Annotated in this window: 21 protein-coding genes; 5 read left to right on the top strand and 16 right to left on the bottom strand. The window is 70.1% G+C overall.

All coding sequences use genetic code 11. The features are described from left to right. Position 1 precedes the first annotated feature (1 nt). The 6 genes from OG242_RS23430 to OG242_RS23405 all read right to left on the bottom strand — a co-directional run bounded on the left by OG242_RS23430 (position 2) and on the right by OG242_RS23405 (position 3,936). Positions 2 to 145: an LxmA leader domain family RiPP gene (locus tag OG242_RS23430; protein ID WP_405900027.1), complete on the bottom strand. Its 144-nt coding sequence runs from the start codon at positions 143 to 145 to the stop codon at positions 2 to 4. 213 nt (positions 146 to 358) lie between these two features. Then, complete coding sequence (locus tag OG242_RS23425) at positions 359 to 1,324, bottom strand: hypothetical protein (RefSeq protein WP_405900026.1); 966 nt, start codon at positions 1,322 to 1,324, stop codon at positions 359 to 361. 24 nt (positions 1,325 to 1,348) lie between these two features. Beyond that, complete coding sequence (locus OG242_RS23420) at positions 1,349 to 1,951, bottom strand: flavoprotein (RefSeq protein WP_405900025.1); 603 nt, start codon at positions 1,949 to 1,951, stop codon at positions 1,349 to 1,351. Beyond that, positions 1,944 to 2,939, bottom strand: coding sequence for an LLM class flavin-dependent oxidoreductase (locus OG242_RS23415; RefSeq protein WP_405900024.1), 996 nt, complete (start codon positions 2,937 to 2,939; stop codon positions 1,944 to 1,946). Before OG242_RS23415 ends, OG242_RS23420 begins: the two co-directional genes overlap by 8 nt. Next, a complete protein-coding gene (locus OG242_RS23410) occupies positions 2,939 to 3,295 on the bottom strand; it encodes a nuclear transport factor 2 family protein (protein ID WP_405900023.1) in 357 nt (118 codons plus the stop codon). Before OG242_RS23410 ends, OG242_RS23415 begins: the two co-directional genes overlap by 1 nt. 20 nt (positions 3,296 to 3,315) lie before the next feature. After that, a complete protein-coding gene (locus OG242_RS23405) occupies positions 3,316 to 3,936 on the bottom strand; it encodes a hypothetical protein (protein WP_405900022.1) in 621 nt (206 codons plus the stop codon). 288 nt (positions 3,937 to 4,224) lie between these two features. Here OG242_RS23405 and OG242_RS23400 point away from each other — a divergent pair, with 288 nt between their 5' ends. The 3 genes from OG242_RS23400 to OG242_RS23390 all read left to right on the top strand — a co-directional run bounded on the left by OG242_RS23400 (position 4,225) and on the right by OG242_RS23390 (position 6,436). Continuing rightward, positions 4,225 to 4,674 (top strand): XRE family transcriptional regulator, encoded by a 450-nt coding sequence (locus OG242_RS23400; protein WP_405900021.1) that lies wholly within the window; start codon positions 4,225 to 4,227, stop codon positions 4,672 to 4,674. A 215-nt stretch (positions 4,675 to 4,889) separates the two neighbouring features. Next, complete coding sequence (locus tag OG242_RS23395; protein WP_405900020.1) at positions 4,890 to 5,267, top strand: hypothetical protein; 378 nt, start codon at positions 4,890 to 4,892, stop codon at positions 5,265 to 5,267. After that, positions 5,258 to 6,436, top strand: a complete 1,179-nt coding sequence (locus tag OG242_RS23390) for an MAB_1171c family putative transporter (protein WP_405900019.1) — start codon at positions 5,258 to 5,260, stop codon at positions 6,434 to 6,436. Before OG242_RS23395 ends, OG242_RS23390 begins: the two co-directional genes overlap by 10 nt. 27 nt (positions 6,437 to 6,463) lie before the next feature. On the opposite strand, the gene mnmA is transcribed toward OG242_RS23390, so the two are convergent. Continuing rightward, positions 6,464 to 7,594 carry a tRNA 2-thiouridine(34) synthase MnmA gene (mnmA, locus tag OG242_RS23385; RefSeq protein ID WP_405900018.1) on the bottom strand — a complete coding sequence of 377 codons (1,131 nt, stop codon included), beginning with the start codon at positions 7,592 to 7,594 and terminating at the stop codon, positions 6,464 to 6,466. Positions 7,595 to 7,655: 61 nt separating this feature from the next. Here mnmA and OG242_RS23380 point away from each other — a divergent pair, with 61 nt between their 5' ends. After that, entirely contained in the window at positions 7,656 to 8,321 is a 666-nt protein-coding gene (locus OG242_RS23380) for an N-acetylmuramoyl-L-alanine amidase (RefSeq protein WP_405900017.1), read from the top strand. Here OG242_RS23380 and OG242_RS23375 read toward each other — a convergent pair. The 3 genes from OG242_RS23375 to OG242_RS23365 form a co-directional block, all read right to left on the bottom strand. After that, entirely contained in the window at positions 8,318 to 9,487 is a 1,170-nt protein-coding gene (locus tag OG242_RS23375; RefSeq protein ID WP_405900016.1) for a cysteine desulfurase family protein, read from the bottom strand. The genes OG242_RS23380 and OG242_RS23375 overlap by 4 nt on opposite strands. 287 nt (positions 9,488 to 9,774) lie before the next feature. After that, positions 9,775 to 10,119: a DUF4190 domain-containing protein gene (locus OG242_RS23370; protein WP_405900015.1), complete on the bottom strand. Its 345-nt coding sequence runs from the start codon at positions 10,117 to 10,119 to the stop codon at positions 9,775 to 9,777. Positions 10,120 to 10,165: 46 nt separating this feature from the next. Beyond that, positions 10,166 to 10,318: a hypothetical protein gene (locus tag OG242_RS23365; RefSeq protein ID WP_405900014.1), complete on the bottom strand. Its 153-nt coding sequence runs from the start codon at positions 10,316 to 10,318 to the stop codon at positions 10,166 to 10,168. A 114-nt stretch (positions 10,319 to 10,432) separates the two neighbouring features. Between OG242_RS23365 and OG242_RS23360 the strand changes: the two genes are divergently transcribed. Continuing rightward, positions 10,433 to 11,068, top strand: coding sequence for a TetR family transcriptional regulator (locus OG242_RS23360; protein WP_405900013.1), 636 nt, complete (start codon positions 10,433 to 10,435; stop codon positions 11,066 to 11,068). Positions 11,069 to 11,086: 18 nt separating this feature from the next. On the opposite strand, the gene OG242_RS23355 is transcribed toward OG242_RS23360, so the two are convergent. From OG242_RS23355 to OG242_RS23330, 6 genes are all read right to left on the bottom strand, one after another. Then, on the bottom strand, positions 11,087 to 11,923 hold the full coding sequence (locus OG242_RS23355; RefSeq protein WP_405900012.1) for a thioesterase family protein: 837 nt from the start codon (positions 11,921 to 11,923) through the stop codon (positions 11,087 to 11,089). Between the two features lie 58 nt (positions 11,924 to 11,981). Continuing rightward, complete coding sequence (locus tag OG242_RS23350) at positions 11,982 to 12,641, bottom strand: trimeric intracellular cation channel family protein (protein WP_405900011.1); 660 nt, start codon at positions 12,639 to 12,641, stop codon at positions 11,982 to 11,984. An 18-nt stretch (positions 12,642 to 12,659) separates the two neighbouring features. Then, the gene (locus tag OG242_RS23345; RefSeq protein WP_405900010.1) at positions 12,660 to 13,871 is read right to left on the bottom strand and encodes an ABC transporter ATP-binding protein; all 1,212 of its coding nucleotides are present in this window, start codon (positions 13,869 to 13,871) and stop codon (positions 12,660 to 12,662) included. After that, a complete protein-coding gene (locus OG242_RS23340) occupies positions 13,868 to 14,956 on the bottom strand; it encodes an ABC transporter ATP-binding protein (protein WP_405900009.1) in 1,089 nt (362 codons plus the stop codon). Before OG242_RS23340 ends, OG242_RS23345 begins: the two co-directional genes overlap by 4 nt. Beyond that, complete coding sequence (locus OG242_RS23335) at positions 14,953 to 15,942, bottom strand: ABC transporter permease (protein ID WP_405900008.1); 990 nt, start codon at positions 15,940 to 15,942, stop codon at positions 14,953 to 14,955. Before OG242_RS23335 ends, OG242_RS23340 begins: the two co-directional genes overlap by 4 nt. A gap of 90 nt (positions 15,943 to 16,032) precedes the next feature. Next, a complete protein-coding gene (locus OG242_RS23330) occupies positions 16,033 to 17,793 on the bottom strand; it encodes an ABC transporter substrate-binding protein (protein ID WP_405900007.1) in 1,761 nt (586 codons plus the stop codon). Positions 17,794 to 17,829 lie beyond the last annotated feature (36 nt).

Below are 17,829 nucleotides of genomic sequence, written 5' to 3'. Positions count from 1 at the left end.
GTCAGCAGCCCTTCTTCCAGGTCAGCAGACCCGTGGCGACCGAAAGCGCGACGGTGGCCGGCGCCTCGTCGGCCTCCGGTGCCGCCGCCAGCTCCTCGGCGTCGGTGTACACGGTGTAGCCCTCGATGAGCTTCTCGGCGTCCATAAGGATTCCCCTCACATAGTCGATACACGCTCCGGAGATTCCCCCGGAGCGCCCTTGCGTTCTCATTTCTAGCACCTTCCCGGCGGCCGGGGAAAGTGTTTTCTTCAGGCATTCGAGATCTCCCTGACGGAGAAATTCAGGGCATGGGAAAGAACCTGACCGACTTCTCGGTCAGGTTCCATTCGCCGCACACATCAGGCGAGCCGAATGCGCCTATCCATCATGAGCGGCCCCCCATTCGATCATCCCCGCACCGCCCCGATCGCATTCCTCCGCGATGACATTCAGCACCGTCGGAACCCACCACTCGCTCCACTCCACATAGGCGCAGTAGTCCCTGACGTGGTTGAGCACACACAGCGTGGCGGCCCGGCCCGTCTCGGCACTCAGCCCTCGCCCGTAGCCATCGGCGAAGGCCCTGCCCAGCGTGGACCACTCCGCGGCGGCCGCCTCACCCGACTGATCTCGGACGACTCCACGCAACTCCGCAAGCTCGCCCAGCACCCACCCGATATCGAGCGACGGCCGGCCGGTCGCCATGTCTTCACCGGTCAGCAGTGCGGCCCGGCTGCCGTTCGTGCCGGGGACGACGAGTCCGGTGCCGGGTCTGCCGTGCAGCAGAACGGCATCGTGTGCCGGCATCCCGAATTCCTCGCACCAGCCCCGGATCAGGTTCCACCGCTCGCTCCCCAACCTCTTCCTCGCAGCCGTGAAGAGACGTCCGGATTCTCCCGCCCCGCTCCCGTCACCGAGCCATCCCGAGAGTCTGGAAATTCCCGGATGCCCCTGGTCCTGCACGTCACGGGCAGAAATCGAATGAAGCTCTCCCAGATTCCTCCCGAGACCCATGAGCAAATCACGAGCCCTCGGGTAGGAATGGTCTCGACTCTGCGTCATCAAAATATTCGCAAGCGATTCCGGACCGTTGGCGGCGTAGACAAGCCGGTGCCCCCGGGATTCCGGAAGCGAGAAATCCATCCCCTCGGCCGGCAGTTCGCGCATTCGACGACGCGCGGCGGCGGGCGGCGGCCGCATCGGCTCGGACCTTTCCGGACCGGCGGACCGCACCCACCGGAATCCGCCCCCCGACGGCAGGCGGTACACCGATGTGCTGGTGAACCCGGTTCCGTAGGAGTCGACCAGACTCGCACCGGAAAGGAAGCGATCATCGTTCGGCACAAACCCCCCTCGTCACGGCCGGGATCAGACCGGCCGCTTCCCCGTTCGTTCCATCAATGCCAGCAGGTCCGGCAACGCAGGCGGCACGTAGGCGTCCTGGCGGCCGGTCGTACTGCTCGACCCGGGTTCAGGCGTCGCCACACAGATGTTGGGCCGCTCCCGGAGCTTCTTCAGGTGCTGCGCCAGGAGGGGGTTGCGCACCGCCCCCGGTGGGAGTGAAGGAGCGATCCCCACGGGCGCCTCGGTGCACTGGAGCGCCAGCATCGCAGGGCTGTCGCCCCGGCCTCCCGCCATTCTGCTGATGAAGTCCACGGTCGCCGGATAGACAGCAACCGCTTCGGCCCACTCGGCCCATTCGACGTGCAGCGCCCCCGTACGGGGCTCATCCGGCCAGACGTCCGGCAGCGCCGGACTCGAGTTGATCGCCGACAGCGCGGCGCGGGTGACAAAGCGTTCCGCGCTCCGGGTCACCACGACCCTGCACTCCACCTCGGGCAGCGCCATCGCCAGCCAGTTCATCCAGTACGGGAGGAACGCCACCCCGATCGAACCGGTGCCCACCAGCAGAAGCCGGCGTGGCGTGAACACCACGCCCGCCGGCGCGCCGGGTATGGGGCCGTCAGACATGGAGACGCCCCAGTTCCGCCACCACGTCACGCAGGTCGGCGAGCGCCGCCTCCACCCCACGAGTCAGCAGAACACCGCCCGGGGACAGTACGACCTCGTCCACGCCCCCCTGCAGGTACTCGGCCACCCTCCTCGCGATCTCCTTGGCCGATCCGGTCAGGAAGACGCCGGAATCCACCAGGGTCTGCGCTCCGGCCTCGGGATCCGAGGGATCCGCCGTCAGGCCCGCGCTGCGCAGCATCGCCGTGTAGTGATCGGTGCCGAGGTGATCCCGGTTGGCGGCCAGCACCATGGCCCGAGGGTCGACACCCGGGCGGTCCACGGCGAAGTGCACCATCGAGACGACGTCCGGCACCGGACGGCCCCGGCTCTGCGCCCCCTCCCGCATGGCGGGGGCCAGCACCTCCTGGATGTAGGGCAGGGGCGTGAGCCAGGTTATGGCCGCATCGGCGACCTCGCCGGCCACCCGCGCCATGCCGGACCTCAGCACCCCGGCACCCACACGGATCTCCGGCTGACCGGCGGGCATCGCGGGAAGGGCGCCCTCCAGGAAGTGGTATTCACCGGAGCGCCTGACCGGTTCGCCGTTCACCAGCGAACGGACCATGGACAGGTACTCGCGGCTCGCGGTGAGCGGACTGGCGAATCCCCTGCCCCGCAACGAGGCGACCATCTCAGGGCTGCCGGGACCGAAGCCGACGGTCATCGGCCGGCCCGTGAACAGCGCGACCGAACGGGCCTGCACCGCCGCCTCGTACGGGTGTCGCAAGCCCATCACTGTGACGGCCGTGCCCGTGGGGATGCGCAGCCCCCGGCCGGCCAGATAGGCGAAGAGGTGGTACGCGTCGTACGTGAGGCTCTGCCCCATCCAGAGCCTCGCCAGCCCCGCGTCGCGCACGAGCTCGGCGAAACCCACGATGGTCTCGGCCTTCACCGGCATGATCGGGAAGAAGACCGAGACCCGCCCGGTGCCGCTGGACTCCCCCATCACGCACCTGCCCGCTGCCCGAGGAAGTGGACCTGGTCGATGCGGCCCTCCCGGATCCGGTAGAGCGCCAGAACGGTGAGGGCAGCCGCACCATCGGCCTCGATCAGTTCGTGGTCGACGACCCACTGGGCCTGCTGGATCCTGGCCAGGGAGGTCGCGCGTACCCGGGTCGACGCGAACTGCTGACCGTAGACCTCACGGAGAGCCGCCCTGCCCGACGCGAAGGCCGCACCGTCCGCGAACAGCTCCACCGCGTCGTCGTAGCAGGCCAGGAACTCGTCCAGCGCCTGCCGGTTGTACGCATCCATCTGACGGTCCACGACCATTGCTTCCGTGGAACAGGACTCGCGGGTCACGGAGGACTCCTTCTCGGGGATCAGCATGCTCTGGAGTTGCTCAGGGCCCGGGGGAACGCCTCCGGTGTGTCCGCGGACACGTAGACCGCGGTGGCCTCCACCGCCCCGTCCTTGCCGAGGTCGACACGTACGGGCGGGTCCAGCCGGACGCAGAGACTCACCGAACTGCCGAGTGAGCACGCCAGGGCGCCGGGTTCGCCCGGCACCGCGCGCAGCCCGCGGCCCGGGAGGGTCCTCATCGACCGGGACGCCGACTGCACCCGGTCACGCGGCAGCGAGATCTCCCCGAGGAACCCGGTGCTCAGCACCACTCGGGACGGCGAAACGGTGTGCGGGTGCCTCGCCATCGCCGCGAGCACGCTGAAGCCCAGCAGGATCAGTGCCGCCTCCAGCAATGCGTGGGGGACCCGGGCGGGCACCGGCAGGATCGACGAGACCAGAAAGGCGACGGGAATCTCGCACAGTGTCAGGGCCAGTACCGCCTGGCGCACCTCCGCCGAGTGGCGGATCGCCACCACACCGGGTCCGGCGCAGTCCGGTGGCTGTCGCCGAAGCTGTCCTGCGAGCGCCCGTGTCAGCACGCGCAGGCGTTGACCGACGGCCGGCTTCACCGCCACGTGCACCTCGGTCGGATCGGTCACGTAGCGACTCCCGTTCGTTGCGCCGGACACCTGAACCAGGGGCGCTTCCACTCAGGCAAGCCACTGGCGGGGCCGACTCTTCACACCAGTGGAGATTCAGCGATGAGAACACTAGATCACCGCTCGATCGCCATGCAACTGAGATCGAATCCTGATCGGGCGGAGTCTCCACCTCCGTACAATTCACGCAGGCACACCCGGAAGATCACGAAGCAGTTCGGCCCGCTGACCCGGCAGCGGGCCGAAACGGATGTATCCGGCGCGAGCGCAGATAAGGTGGCAGATCCCATGTCCGACGAGAACAGCACGAGCCTGGCGGATCGGCTCAATCATCTGTTCGCCACAGTGGGCCCGGACAGCGGCCAGGAGTACAGCAACGAGTACGTGGCCGCCGCCATCAGGAAGGCCGGAGTCCCCATCTCGCAGAGTTACATCTGGCAGCTCCGCAAGCGGCGGAAGGAAAACCCCACCCTCCGTCATCTTCAGGCTCTGGCAGACTTCTTCGGCGTCCCGGCCGCCTACTTCTTCGACAACGGTGTGGCCCGCCGTGTCGAGGACCAGCTCACAGCGCTGCGGGCCGAGCAGGACCGGCTCGCACAGAACGGCGGGCGCGATGTACGGCTGATGGCCATGCGCGCCGGTGAGCTGTCTCCCGCTCGTCGCAAGCAGGTCATGGAACTAATCGATGTCGTCTACAAGTTGGAACAGGCAGAGCGTCGGTCCGCCTCGGGTGACTGACTCGTGCGCCGGAAGGCGCGGCATGGGGGGTTGCTCGAGTGGGTCTGTTGAACTGGTCCGTCCATGACCGACTGACGGAACGGCGGTTGCGACACCACTGCAAGCGCGTGCTCCGCGACTTGGGTGTCCAACCCCCGCTGCAGGTGGCAGAGCTGTGCCACCTGCTCGGCGAGCAACGGGGGCGCCCCCTCCGCCTCGTGCCTTACGCGCTGCCGGTGCCAGGGCCTTACGGCGCCTGGATCGCCACCGCAACGGCCGACTACGTGCTGTACCAGCAGAAGACGACGAAGCCGCACCAGGACCACATCATCCTGCATGAAGTGGGCCATATCCTCGCCGGGCACCGGACCGGCGAGGACCATCACGACGAGGCGCTCTGGCAGCAGGAGATGCCCGACATCTCGCCGGGGACCATCAGGCGGGCCCTGCGCCGCACCTCGTACGAGGCGGCGGAAGAACGTGAGGCGGAGCTGATCGCCACCATCGTTCTCGGCTGGGCCTCGGTCCTCGACCATGTCGCCCCGCAGTCGGCGAGCGAGCCCTCACTGCAACGCATCCAGACCGCCCTGGGTGACCGGCGGGGGTGGCTGTGATCATGGGCGGGGTCCCGATCACAGTGCTTCTCGGACTCGCCGTGGTGTGGAAGCTCTACCAGTTGTCCCGGGCGCCGGGCGACCGCGCCCTGCGCGCGGTCTCTCTGTGCCTGGCCTGCCGGGCCGCCGAACTGTGCCTCCTCCTGCCGTCGGTGTCGGCCGCGGTAGGCACCGTACTGGGTCCTGGCACCGGTCAGCTGATAGCGAAGATCTTCGCCATGGACACGGCCTACTGGCTCGTGCGTTTCTACCTCCACCTGCTGCCGGCCTCCCGGCAGTCCACCCGGCGGGTCCGGCGGGAGACCCTTCTGCTCGCAGCCGCGGTCGCCTGCGTCACCACGGCCTTCCTGGCAACGTCGCCCGCGGCCCGGAACAGCCTCTTCACCTTCGGGGACATCAGTGCACCGGCGGTCGCCGCCTTCCACGCCGTCCCGCCCCTGTACCTGATGTACACGCTCGCCATGGCCCTGCGCTGGACCTGGAGCTACGTGAAGATCTCGGACGGCGCTGTGGCCACCGGCCTGCGCCTGACCGCGGGGTCTCTGGCGTGCATGCTGGCGTCCAACGCGGTTTTCGAGCTCAGTGCGTTGGCCCGCTGGCGCGGACTGCCCTTTCCGGCCCCCCTGTACCACGCCTGCTGGCAACTGCTCACACCGGCGATCCTGCTGTTCGCCACAGGTCTGAGCTACGCGAGCATCATGGCCCGGCTCGCCTCCGGGCGGATCTGGATACGGCACCGGCGGAACTACCGGCAGCTCGCACCGCTGTGGCGCGGACTCCATGAGGCGTTCCCCGAGAACACGCTGAGAGGCTCCCCCGCCGCACCGTGGCGCGAGACGCTGCACGCCTGGGGCATCCACCGGCGCTACTACCGGCGCGTGATCGAGTGCCGGGACGGGCTGGTCCGCCTCAGCCCGTACCTGGCGGCCTGCGGAGTGGGGACCGGCGCATCGCCCGAGACAGTCGCGGACCACCTGCCCCGGGCCCTGAGTGCGCAGGCGTCCGGGGACGCCGCCGCGGACCGGGCGGTCGACATCATGCCGTCGGTCGGGGACAGTCTCGACGCCGATACCCGGCAGCTGATCGCGGTGTCCCTCGCCTTCAGAGGTCCGCGCCGCTTTCCGCCTGCCACGGAGCACTCCGCACGTGCCGGGTCCGGCCCGCCGTAGCCGGCCGCGATCGCGCGGCCGCCGGCGTCAGCCCGCCGACGCGGTCTCCCGGCGTACCGTCGTCGCGATCGTCGCCGAGCCGACCACGCGGGTGCCGTCGTACAGGACGACCGCCTGGCCGGGGGCCACGCCCCGGACCGGCTCGGTGAACGTGACGTGGAGGGTGCCGTCGGTCAGCTCGGCGCTCACCTCGGTCTCGCCGCCGTGGGCGCGCAGCTGGGCGGTGTACGTCCCCGGGCCGGACGGGGGCGTTCCGCACCAGCGGGGCTTGATCGCGGTGAGCGCGGTGACGTCCAGCGCCTCGACGGGGCCGACGGTCACCGTGTTGTTGACCGGCGAGATGTCCAGGACGTAGCGCGGCTTGCCGTCGGGCGCGGGGTGGCCGATGCGCAGGCCCTTGCGCTGGCCGATGGTGAAGCCGAAGGCCCCCTCGTGGGTGCCGAGCTTCGCACCGGTCTCGTCCAGGATGTCGCCCTCCGCCCTGCCGCCGAGGCGGTTCGCGAGGAAGCCCTGGGTGTCGCCGTCGGCGATGAAGCAGATGTCGTGGCTGTCGGGCTTCTTGGCGACCGCGAGGCCCCGGCGCTCCGCCTCGGCGCGGATCTCGTCCTTGGTGGTGAGGGTGTCGCCGAGCGGGAACATCGCGTGGGCGAGCTGGCGCTCGTCCAGTACGCCGAGCACGTAGCTCTGGTCCTTGGCCATGTCCGAGGCGCGGTGCAGTTCGCGGTTTCCGTCCGCGCCGGTGACCACGGTGGCGTAGTGGCCGGTGCACACCGCGTCGAAGCCGAGCGCGAGGGCCTTGTCGAGCAGCGCGGCGAACTTGATCTTCTCGTTGCAGCGCAGGCACGGGTTGGGCGTGCGGCCGGCCTCGTACTCGGCGACGAAGTCCTCGACGACGTCCTCGCGGAAGCGTTCCGCCAGGTCCCAGACGTAGAAGGGGATGCCGATGACGTCCGCGGCACGGCGGGCGTCGCGGGAGTCCTCGATGGTGCAACAGCCCCGGGCGCCGGTCCGGAAGGACTGCGGGTTCGCGGAGAGGGCGAGGTGCACACCGGTCACGTCGTGGCCCGCCTCGGCGGCGCGGGCCGCGGCGACGGCGGAGTCGACACCGCCCGACATGGCGGCGAGGACACGGAGGGGGCGCTGGGAAGTCTCAGTCATAGCTCCACCAGGGTACGTGGGGGCGGGAACCGAAAGCTCGCGGATAAGCGTTGTCCGTCACATGGGGACCAAGGGGACGGCCGGGGCGGGCACCGGGACCGGGATCAGCCGGCGTTCGGTGCTGATCGGCGGTGCCGTCACGGCCGTGGGCACGGCGGCGCTGGCGCGGGACCGGCTGAAGCGCGCCTGGTGGCGGCTGCCGGGCGTGGAGAAGCCGCGCACGCCCGGCGCGGTGGACTACGCGCGTGCGCGCTGGGTGGCGGCGGCCGACGCGAACTGGCGGCGGGCGGACCGCCCCGACGACTACGGCATCGACCGGGTGGTCATCCATGTCACACAGGGCAGCTTCAGCAGCGCGGTCCGCGCCTTCCAGGACCCCGGGCACCAGGCCGCGGCCCACTACGTGGTGCGCAAGGACGGCCATGTGACGCAGATGATCCGCGAGCTGGACGTGGCGTTCCACGCGGGCAACCGCTCGTACAACGAGCGCAGCGTGGGCATCGAGCACGAGGGCTTCGTGGAGCGCCCGCAGGACTTCACCGCCGCGATGTACGGGGCGTCGGCGAAGCTCACGGCGGCGATATGCGGGCGGTACGGCATCCCGGTGGACCGGGAGCACATCATCGGGCACGTGGAGGTGCCGGGCGCCGACCACACGGACCCGGGCCGCGGCTGGGACTGGGACCGCTACATGGAGCTGGTCCGCCGCGCGGCCACCTCCGGCTAGCTGAGCCCCGCCGACCGGGCCCGCTCCACCGCCGGGCCGATCGCGCGGGCCACGTCCTCGACGTCCTGCTTGGTGGAGGTGTGGCCGAGCGAGAAGCGCAGGGTGCCCCGGGCCAGGTCCGGGTCGGCGCCGGTGGCGAGCAGGACGTGGCTGGGCTGGGCGATCCCGGCGGTGCAGGCGGAGCCGGTGGAGCACTCGATGCCCTGGGCGTCCAGCAGCAGCAGGAGCGAGTCGCCCTCGCAGCCGGGGAAGGTGAAGTGCGCGTTGGCCGGCAGCCGCCCGCCGGGCGCCGGGTCGCCGCCCAGCAGGGCGTCGGGGACCTGGGCCAGGACGGCGTCGGCCAGCTGGTCGCGCAGGGCGCCCGTCTCCCGGGCGAAGTCATCGCGCCGGTCCGCGGCGAGCCGCCCGGCGACGGCGAACGAGGCGATGCCCGGCACATCCAGGGTGCCGGAGCGGACGTGGCGCTCCTGCCCCCCGCCGTGCAGCACGGGCACCGGGGTGTACTCGCGGCCGAGCAGCAGCGCGCCGACGCCGGCCGGGCCACCGATCTTGTGCGCGCTGACGGTCATCGCGGCAAGGCCGGACGCGCCGAAGTCCACGTCGAGCTGTCCGAACGCCTGCACCGCGTCGGCGTGCATCGGGATCTGGAACTCGCGGGCCACCTCGGCCAGTTCACGCACCGGCAGGATGGTGCCGATCTCGTTGTTGGCCCACATCACGGTGATCAGCGCGACGTCGCCGGGATCGCGGAGGACCGCCTCGCGCAGGGCCTCGGGGTGGACGCGCCCGTAGCGGTCGACGGGGAGGTATTCGACGTTCGCACCCTCGTGGACGGCCAGCCAGTCGACGGCGTCGAGGACCGCGTGGTGCTCGACGGGGCTGGCCAGGACCCGGGTGCGGCGGGGGTCGGCGTCGCGGCGGGCCCAGTAGAGGCCCTTCACCGCGAGGTTGTCCGACTCGGTGCCGCCGGAGGTGAAGACCACCTCGCTCGGGCGGGCACCGAGGGCGTCGGCGAGGGATTCCCGGGACTCCTCGACGGTACGGCGGGCCCGGCGCCCGGCGGCGTGGAGTGAGGACGCGTTGCCCGTGACGGCGAGCTGCGCGGTCATCGCCGCGATCGCCTCGGGAAGCATCGGCGTGGTCGCGGCGTGGTCGAGGTAAGCCATGGTGGGCTCGATTCTACGAGCCCGGGGCCTGGGCCTGTCGTCTGGATCAGGCCGGATCAGGGAGCGGGCTCCGGTGCCGTGCATCGCAAGGCGGAGGATTGAGGCAGATGGGGCCTCCCCTGTTCGAGCGGAGCCGAGAACTTGGGGAAGGAGCGTTGGTGATTGACGACAACGCCGCGAGGTGCGGTGCCGGAGCCCGCGAGCCCGGCCTGATCCAGACGACAGGCCCCGGCGTACGCCGGGCGCATGGGGTCCCGGAGCCCGCGCACCGCGTACGGCGGTGCCGGTCAGCCCCCGAAGCCCCAGGAGACGGTGCCGTTTCCGGTCACCAGGAAGGCGAGGATCACCAGGTCGGCGACGCCCAGCGCGAGGCCGAGATAGGCGCGGCCGCGCCGGGTGGTGGAGCGGGCCAGGGCGAAGAGCGCCATCACGATGGCCGCCGGGCCGAGCAGGATGTTCATCACCAGCAGGCCCACGAGCCCCAGCACGAAGGAGGCGACGGCGAGCCCGTCGGCGTCCCGCCGGGTACGGCGTCGGGCGGGAGCGGACTGCGCGGCCTCGGGCTCATGGGTGGTTTCCGGCTCGCGCGTGGTCCCGGGCTCGGTGCGATGGGCGTACGCGGTGCGTGTCATGGTGCGGACTCCTTCGGGTACGAGGCGGTTGCGGTGGGCTGCGGGGTCAGTGCGAGCGGCGCGTCCGCTCGCGTACGGCGAAGACCAGCAGCCAGCAGCCGATGAGGCCACCGAGGGCGAGCGACAGCGGGAGAGGGATCTGGGCCACCGCTCCCAGCACGATCCCCAGCAGGAGCAGGGCGGCGACGAGGACGATCATGTTCGGCCTTTCCGTGTGCGGACGGACCATTGAGAGTACGAGTGTTCACTGACTCATGAGTCTAAACCCACACTGCCCTTCCCCGACCCGGAGAACAGTTGTTTACTGAATGGCATGAGTCACACCGCCGGCATCCGCCAGAACCAGAAGCTGAGAACGCGCCAGGCGCTGCTGGACGCCGCTCTCGGACTACTGGAGGAGCAGAGCCTGAGCAGCCTGGGGCTGCGCGAGGTGACCCGGGCGGCCGGCATCACGCCCACGGCCTTCTACCGGCACTTCGAGAGCGTCCCGGCGCTCGGGGTCGCCCTGGTCGAACAGACCCTGGGCAGCCTGCACGGCATGATCGGCGCGATACTCGCCGAGACGGGCGACAGCGAGGTCCGGCTGGACCGCAGCATGGACCTGATGCAGCGTCACGTACGGGCGCAGTCCGCCCACTTCCGCTTCATCGCCCGGGAGCAGCACGGCGGGGTCGGACCGGTCCGCGAGGCCATCGCGGCGCAGCTGCGGCTGTTCGCCGAGGAGGTGGCGGCGGCCCTCGCGACGGAGCCGGAGTCGGAGGGCTGGGCCGATGAGGACCTGCTGATGCTGGGCGGCCTCTATGTGGACCACATGGTGATCACCGCGTCGGCCCTGCTGGACGCCGGCCCGGCGGGCGACGAGCGGGTGGCCCGGGTCGCCCGGCGCCGGCTGAGGCTCATCGCACTCGGCGCCCTGCACTGGCTCGACGAGCCGGCACAGGGCGCCTGAGGAGGGGGAGGCGGAGGGTCAGCTGCGCGGGGCGCGGGCCAGCTGGCGGGACTGGGCGACCAGGCGGTCGGCGCTGTCCCAGACGTCCGCGTCCTCCTCCAGGAAGCCGCCCGCCAGGTTGCGGGTGGTGATGGAGACGCGGAGCGGGCCCGGCGCCGGGCGGCAGCGGATGTGGGTGGTCAGCTCGATGGTCGGCGTCCAGCCCTTGAGCCCCAGCTCGAACGAGGTGGGCGGCAGCGCGTCCACGGTGAGCAGGAGGGAGAGCGGGTCGGGGTCGCGGCCGTCGGCCAGCCCGAACCAGCCGCGCATCTCGCCCTTGCCGGACGGCTGCCCGATGGCCCAGCCGATGGTCGCCGGGTCCAGCTTGATGTCCAGCCGCTCGGTGATGGCGGAGCTGCCGGGGATCGGCGCCGGTCCGTCGCTCGGGCCCAGGCAGTGCTCGCGGGGCGGGATGACCGGCGGCTTGGCGGACGTGCGGACGTCGTCGCTCAGTGCGTCCAGGTCGCCGTAGGTGGCGAGGACGCGGATGCGCTCGATCTCGGTGCCGTCCTCGGCGTACTGGAAGAGGGACGCCTGACCGGTGGAGAGGGTGCGGCCGGTGCGGACGGTCTCGGTGCGGATCACCGCGGGGCCGGGCACCGAGGCGGTCAGGTAGTGCGCGGAGACGGTGAACGGGTCGTCGTGCGGAAGGGCCTCGCCCAGCGCGCGGCCGAGCATCGCCAGCAGGTAGCCGCCGTTGACCGCGTGGATGATCGTCCAGCCGGCCGAGAGCTCCGCGTCGTAGACGCCCTCTTCGCGCAGGGTGACGGCGGTGTCCCGGTCGAACTCGCTGTCCCCGATGGTTGCCTGTGCCATGGACGCACCGTACACCGATCGTATTACTGAGCGGTAGCTTTTTGCCCTGCGGAGTCGGTCACCCCTCGTCGGCCCGCGCCGAGCGCCGGTTGTAGGCGCGCGGGGCCCGCCAGTGGAAGCGGAGCGCGAGGATGCGCAGGGCGAACGCGGCGATCACGGCCACGCCGCTGGTCAGGGCGTTCAGCGCGTCGAAGCGGATGCACAGCACGATCATGGTGGCCCCGACGATGGCGGGCACCGCGTACAGGTCACGGTCCCAGCGCAGCAGCGAGGGCACCTCGTTGGCCAGTACGTCCCGCAGCACGCCGCCGCCGACCGCCGTCACGAGGCCGAGCGCCGCCGAGGAGGTGAGGCCGAGGCCGTAGTCGTACGCCTTCACCGTGCCGGTGACGCAGAAGAGCCCGAGCCCGGCGGCGTCGAAGACGTTGACCCCGACCTGGATGCGCTCCACGTGCGGGTGCAGGAAGAAGACCAGGCCGGCGGCGAGCAGCGGGGTCGTGAAGTACCCCAGGTCCGTGAAGGCGGCCGGCGGCACCGCGCCGATGACCAGGTCACGGAAGAGCCCTCCGCCCAGCGCGGTCGCCTCGGCGAGCACCGCGATGCCGAAGACATCGAAGTTCTTGCGTACGGCGAGCAGGGCGCCCGAGATCGCGAAGACGAAGATCCCGACGATGTCGAGCGCGTGCTGGACGGAGGGCGTGAACAGTTCGTTGAGCACCGGGCAATTGTGCCCGTACTACTCCTTCGTGCCGTCCGGGGCCGAATCCGGGGCGTCGGTGGCCTCGGTGGACGCGGGTGCCTCGGCGGGCTCGGGCTCCTCCGGAGCCTCCGGCTCCGCCTTCGCCGCCGTCACCAGCTCGACCGCCTCCCGCGCCCCCGCCGGGACCTGCTCCCCCGGCGCCTGGTCCGGCGCGTTCTCCGGGTGGTGGCAGGCCACCTGGTGTCCGGTCTTCAGCTGGAGCAGCGGCGGCTCGGTAGTCCCGCAGATCTCCGTCGCCTTCCAGCACCGGGTGTGGAACCGGCAGCCGGCCGGCGGCGAGATCGGCGACGGGACATCGCCCTTGAGCAGGATGCGGTCGCTCTTGGCACCGCGCCGGCGCGGGTCCGGCACCGGCACCGCGGACATCAGCGCCTTGGTGTACGGGTGCATGGGCGCCTCGTACAGCGACTTGCGGTCCGCGAGCTCGACGATCTTGCCGAGGTACATGACCGCGATCCGGTCCGAGACGTGGCGGATCACCGACAGGTCGTGCGCGATGATCATGTACGTGAGGCCGAGCTCGTCCTGGAGGTCGTCCAGCAGGTTCACCACCTGCGCCTGGATCGACACGTCCAGCGCCGAGACCGGCTCGTCCGCGACGACCAGCTTCGGCTTCAGGGCGAGCGCCCGGGCGATGCCGATGCGCTGGCGCTGTCCGCCGGAGAACTCGTGCGGGTAGCGGTTGTAGTGCTCGGGGTTCAGGCCCACCAGCTCCAGGAGGCGCTGGACCTCCGCCTTCACGCCGCCCTCGGGCTTGACGCCCTGGAGCCGGAAGGGGGTGGAGACGATCCCGCCGACCGTGTGGCGCGGGTTCAGCGAGCCGTACGGGTCCTGGAAGATCATCTGGATGTCGCGGCGCATCGGCCGCAGCCGCCCGGCGGACAGGTGGGTGATGTCGCGGCCCTGGAACTCGACCTTGCCGCCGGTCGGTTCCAGCAGCCGGGTCACCAGCCGGCCCATGGTCGACTTGCCGCAGCCCGACTCGCCGACGACGCCCAGGGTCTCCCCGGGGCGCACGTCGAAGGTGAGCCCGTCCACGGCCTGGACCGCGCCGACCTTGCGCTTCAGCACGCCCTTGGTGATGGGGAAGTGCTTGACCAGGCCGTCGACCTTGAGGAGCGGCTCGGGACCGGACCCGTCCGACCCGGCCGCGGCGGGCGCGGGAGTCTTCTTGTTCAGCTCAGTCACAGCTTCGGCGCAATCTCTTCGGTCCAGATCCGGTCGCGCTGCCCGGGCGACATGTGGCACGCGGAGAAGTGCCCGTCGCCGACCTGCCGCAGCTCCGGACGCTCGGTGCGGGTGATGTTGTCGGGCGGGACGTCGGCGTACGGGCAGCGCGGGTGGAAGGCGCAGCCCGAGGGGACGTTGATGAGGCTGGGCGGCGAGCCCTTGACCGGGACGAGCCGCTCGGTCTGCTCCCGGTCGATGCGCGGCATCGAGCCGAGCAGGCCCCAGGTGTAGGGGTGCTGGGGCTCGTAGAAGACCTGCTCGGCGCTGCCGCGCTCGACGCAGCGTCCCGCGTACATCACCAGCAGGCTGTCCGCGATCTCGGCGACGACGCCGAGGTCGTGGGTGATCATGACGACCGCGGAGCCGAACTCCTTCTGCAGATCGCGGATCAGGTCGAGGATCTGTGCCTGGACGGTGACGTCGAGGGCGGTCGTCGGCTCGTCGGCGATGAGCAGCTGCGGGTTGTTGACCAGGGCCATCGCGATCATCGCGCGCTGGCGCATGCCGCCGGAGAACTGGTGCGGGTAGTCGTCGTAGCGGCGGTGCGGCTCGGGGATGCCGACCCGGTCGAGCATCTCGACGGCGCGCTTCTTGGCGGTCTTCTTGTCGACCTTGTTGTGGACCCGGTGGGCCTCCACGATCTGCGCGCCGATCGTGTAGTACGGGTGCAGCGCGGAGAGCGGGTCCTGGAAGATCATGGCCATCTTCTGGCCGCGCAGCCTGCGTACGCGCTCGGCGCCCGAGCCGATGAGCTCCTCGCCGTCGAGCCAGATCTCCCCGCTGATCCGGGCCCGCTCCGAGGTGTGCAGGCCCATGATCCCCAGCGAGGTCACGGACTTGCCGGAGCCGGACTCGCCGACGATGCCGAGGGTCTTGCCCGCCTCCAGGTCGAAGCTGACGCCGTCCACGGACTTGACGAGGCCGTCGTCGGTGTCGAAGTGGACGGTGAGGTCGCGTACGGAGAGGAACGGGCGGCCGTCGCCGGACCGGGGCGCCGGGACGGAGTCCGCCGCCGGGGAAGCCTTGCTGATTGCGTCGCTCATGAGAGCCTCACCCGGGGGTCGATCGCGGCGTACACGAGGTCCACCAGCAGGTTGCAGAGGACGATGAAGAAGGCGGCGACCAGGGTCACGCCCATCACCTTGGGCAGGTCGGCGGTGGTCACGCCCTGGATGGCGAAGGCGCCCAGGCCCTGGAAGGAGAAGACGCGTTCGGTGATGACCGCGCCGCCGAGCAGCAGCGCGAAGTCCATGCCGAAGATGGTGACCAGCGGGGTGAGCGCGGAGCGCAGCCCGTGCTTGACGACCACCTTGCGTTCCTGGAGGCCCTTGGCCCGCGCGGTCCTGATGTAGTCCTCGCCCATGGTCTCCAGCATTCCGGCCCGGGTGAGCCGGGCGTAGAGCGCGGAGTACAGCAGCGCGAGGGTGCACCAGGGCAGCACCAGGCTGCCGGCCCAGGCGACCGGGTCCTCGGTGATGGGGACGTACTCGCCGTTCCCGAAGAGTGCCAGGACCACGAGGCCGGTGAAGAACATCGGCAGCGAGACACCGGCGAGGGCGACTCCCATGGAGAGGCGGTCGAAGAAGGAGCCCCGCTTGAGGGCGGAGACGACGCCGATCGCGACACCGGAGACGACCCAGATGACGGCGGCACCGACGGCCAGCGACAGCGTGACCGGGATGCGGTCGACGAGCTGGGGCCAGATCTCGGTGTGGGTCTTGAACGAGTAGCCGAAGCAGGGGGCGTTGCAGGTGACCGGGTCGGGGCCGAACTGGTACTCGGCGCCGACGACGATGCCCTTGATGAAGTGCCAGTACTGGAGGTACAGGGGCTGGTCGAGCCCCAGGTTCTTCTTGACCGCGGCGATGACGTCGGGGTCGGGGCTCTTCCCGACGTACTGGGCGGCCATGGAGTCGAGGGTCTGCCCGCCGAGGCGGGGCACCAGGAAGAAGATCGCGAACGTGACTGCGCTGACCACCAGCAGCAGCAACACCGCGGCGAATACGCGTCGGATGATGTACGCAGCCACAGCCGTGCGGCGCCGGGCGGGCGGACGGGGTACGCCCGCCGGCCCGGCGCCTTCACCTGCCTTTCAGGGGATGCTTTTGATGAACAGGTGCTACTTGGTGGACGTCATGAGCACGTAGTCGTACATGCCGAGGTACGCGTCGGTGACGGTGACGTTCGCCGCGGAGTCCGGGCGGTAGAGCAGGTTCTTGCGGTAGAAGAGGGGAACGACCGAGGCGTTCTCCATGACCTTCTGGTCGACCTCGCCCCACGTGGCGTTGCGCTCCGCGGTGTCGACGGTGCCGATGCCCTTGACGAGGAGGTTGTTGATCCCCTTGTCGTCGAGCTCCATCAGGTTCGTGCCGCCGGAGGGCTTGATGGCCGAGCCGTTGACGATCTGGTCGAGGAAGCCGAAGCCGGTCGGCCAGTCGGCGCCCCAGGCCATCATCATCATGCCCGCGTTGTTCTTGTGGACCCACTTCGGGACACCGGCGAAGTCGGTGAAGTACTTGTCCGCGGGGAACTGCTTGATCTCGGCGGTGATGCCGATCGCCTTCAGGCTGTTCTGGAGCTGCGTGGCGGCGGTGACCTCGTCAGGACGGTCGGAACGCGCGGTCAGCGTCGTCTTGAAGCCGTCCGGGTGACCGCACTTGGTCAGGTGCTCCTTGGCCTTGGCCGCGTCGCCCTTGCTGCCCTCGCTCGGGTACAGGTCGAACTTCTTGTAGCCGGCGACGGTCGGCGGGATGACCGTGCTGGCCGGGTCGCCCTTGACCGAGCCGCCGATCGAGTCGACCATGCTCTGCTTGTCGACGGCGTACTGGACGGCCTTGCGGCACTCGACGTTGTCGAACGGCTTCACGTTGACGTTCAGCGCGAGGTACTGCAGGGCGCCGGCGTACGGGTTGTCCGTCTTCGCCTTCTCCGCCGCCTTGCGCAGGACCTTGGGCTGGGTCTTGGACTGCAGACCCGTGCCCGCGATGTCCGCGGTGGTCTCGTCGTTGAGGAGGTGCTCGTCGACCGTGGTGGGGTTGACGTTGAACTTCAGCTCGATCTTGTCCGGCAGCGCCTTGCGGATCGGGTCCGTCTTGGGGTCCCACTCCGGGTTGCGGACCAGGGTCGCGCCCTTGCTCTCGTCGTACGCCGAGAACTTGTACGGACCCGAGGAGACCATCTTCTGGACGTAGCTGGCGCCCTTGTCGGCCTTCTGCTGGATCGGCGCGGTCTGCGAGAACGCGGCCAGGTAGTCCATGTCCGCGAACGGCTTGTTCAGGTGGAAGACGATCGTGTACTTGTCCGGCGTCTCGATGGACTTGAGACCCTCGGCGGACTTGTCCTTGTACGGACCCTTGTACTTGTCGCCGCCCTCCAGGTACGCCTTGAAGTACGTCGGGCCGTTCGACAGGGCCTCCGGCGCGAAGTTGGAGCGCTCGACGGCGTACTTGACGTCCTGCGAGGTGATCTCGGAGCCGTCCTCGAACTTCACGCCCTTGCGGAGCGTGTACGTCCAGGTCTTGGCGTCCGCGCTGGCCTTGCCGAGGCCGGTGGCGAGGTCGGGCACGACCTCCAGGCCCTCCTTGCCGGCGGCCGGCTTGAAGGTCACCAGCGAACGGGCGTACAGGCGGGCGAAGTTCTGCACCCAGCCGTAGTACGTGTTGCCGGGGTCCAGGGAGTCCGGGCCACTGGTGTGCTCGTAGGTGACCGTCCCGCCCTTCTTGTCGCTGGCGTTGACGATGCTCGTCAGACCCGCGTCCGCCTTGGCGTTGCCGCCGCCGCCCTTGCCGCTGCCGCCGTCCGAGTCCTTGCTGCACGCCGTGGCGGCGAGCGACACCGCGATCGCGACGGCTACGAGCGCCGCTGTCTTTCTGTTCTGCATGCTGAGGAAAGCCCCCTCGCTAGTCCTGTGCGGCAC

It is taken from the genome of Streptomyces sp. NBC_00727, from assembly GCF_045161745.1.
In the GTDB taxonomy this organism is placed as follows: Bacteria; Actinomycetota; Actinomycetes; order Streptomycetales; family Streptomycetaceae; genus Streptomyces.
This window is presented reverse-complemented; position numbering and strand designations above follow the sequence as displayed.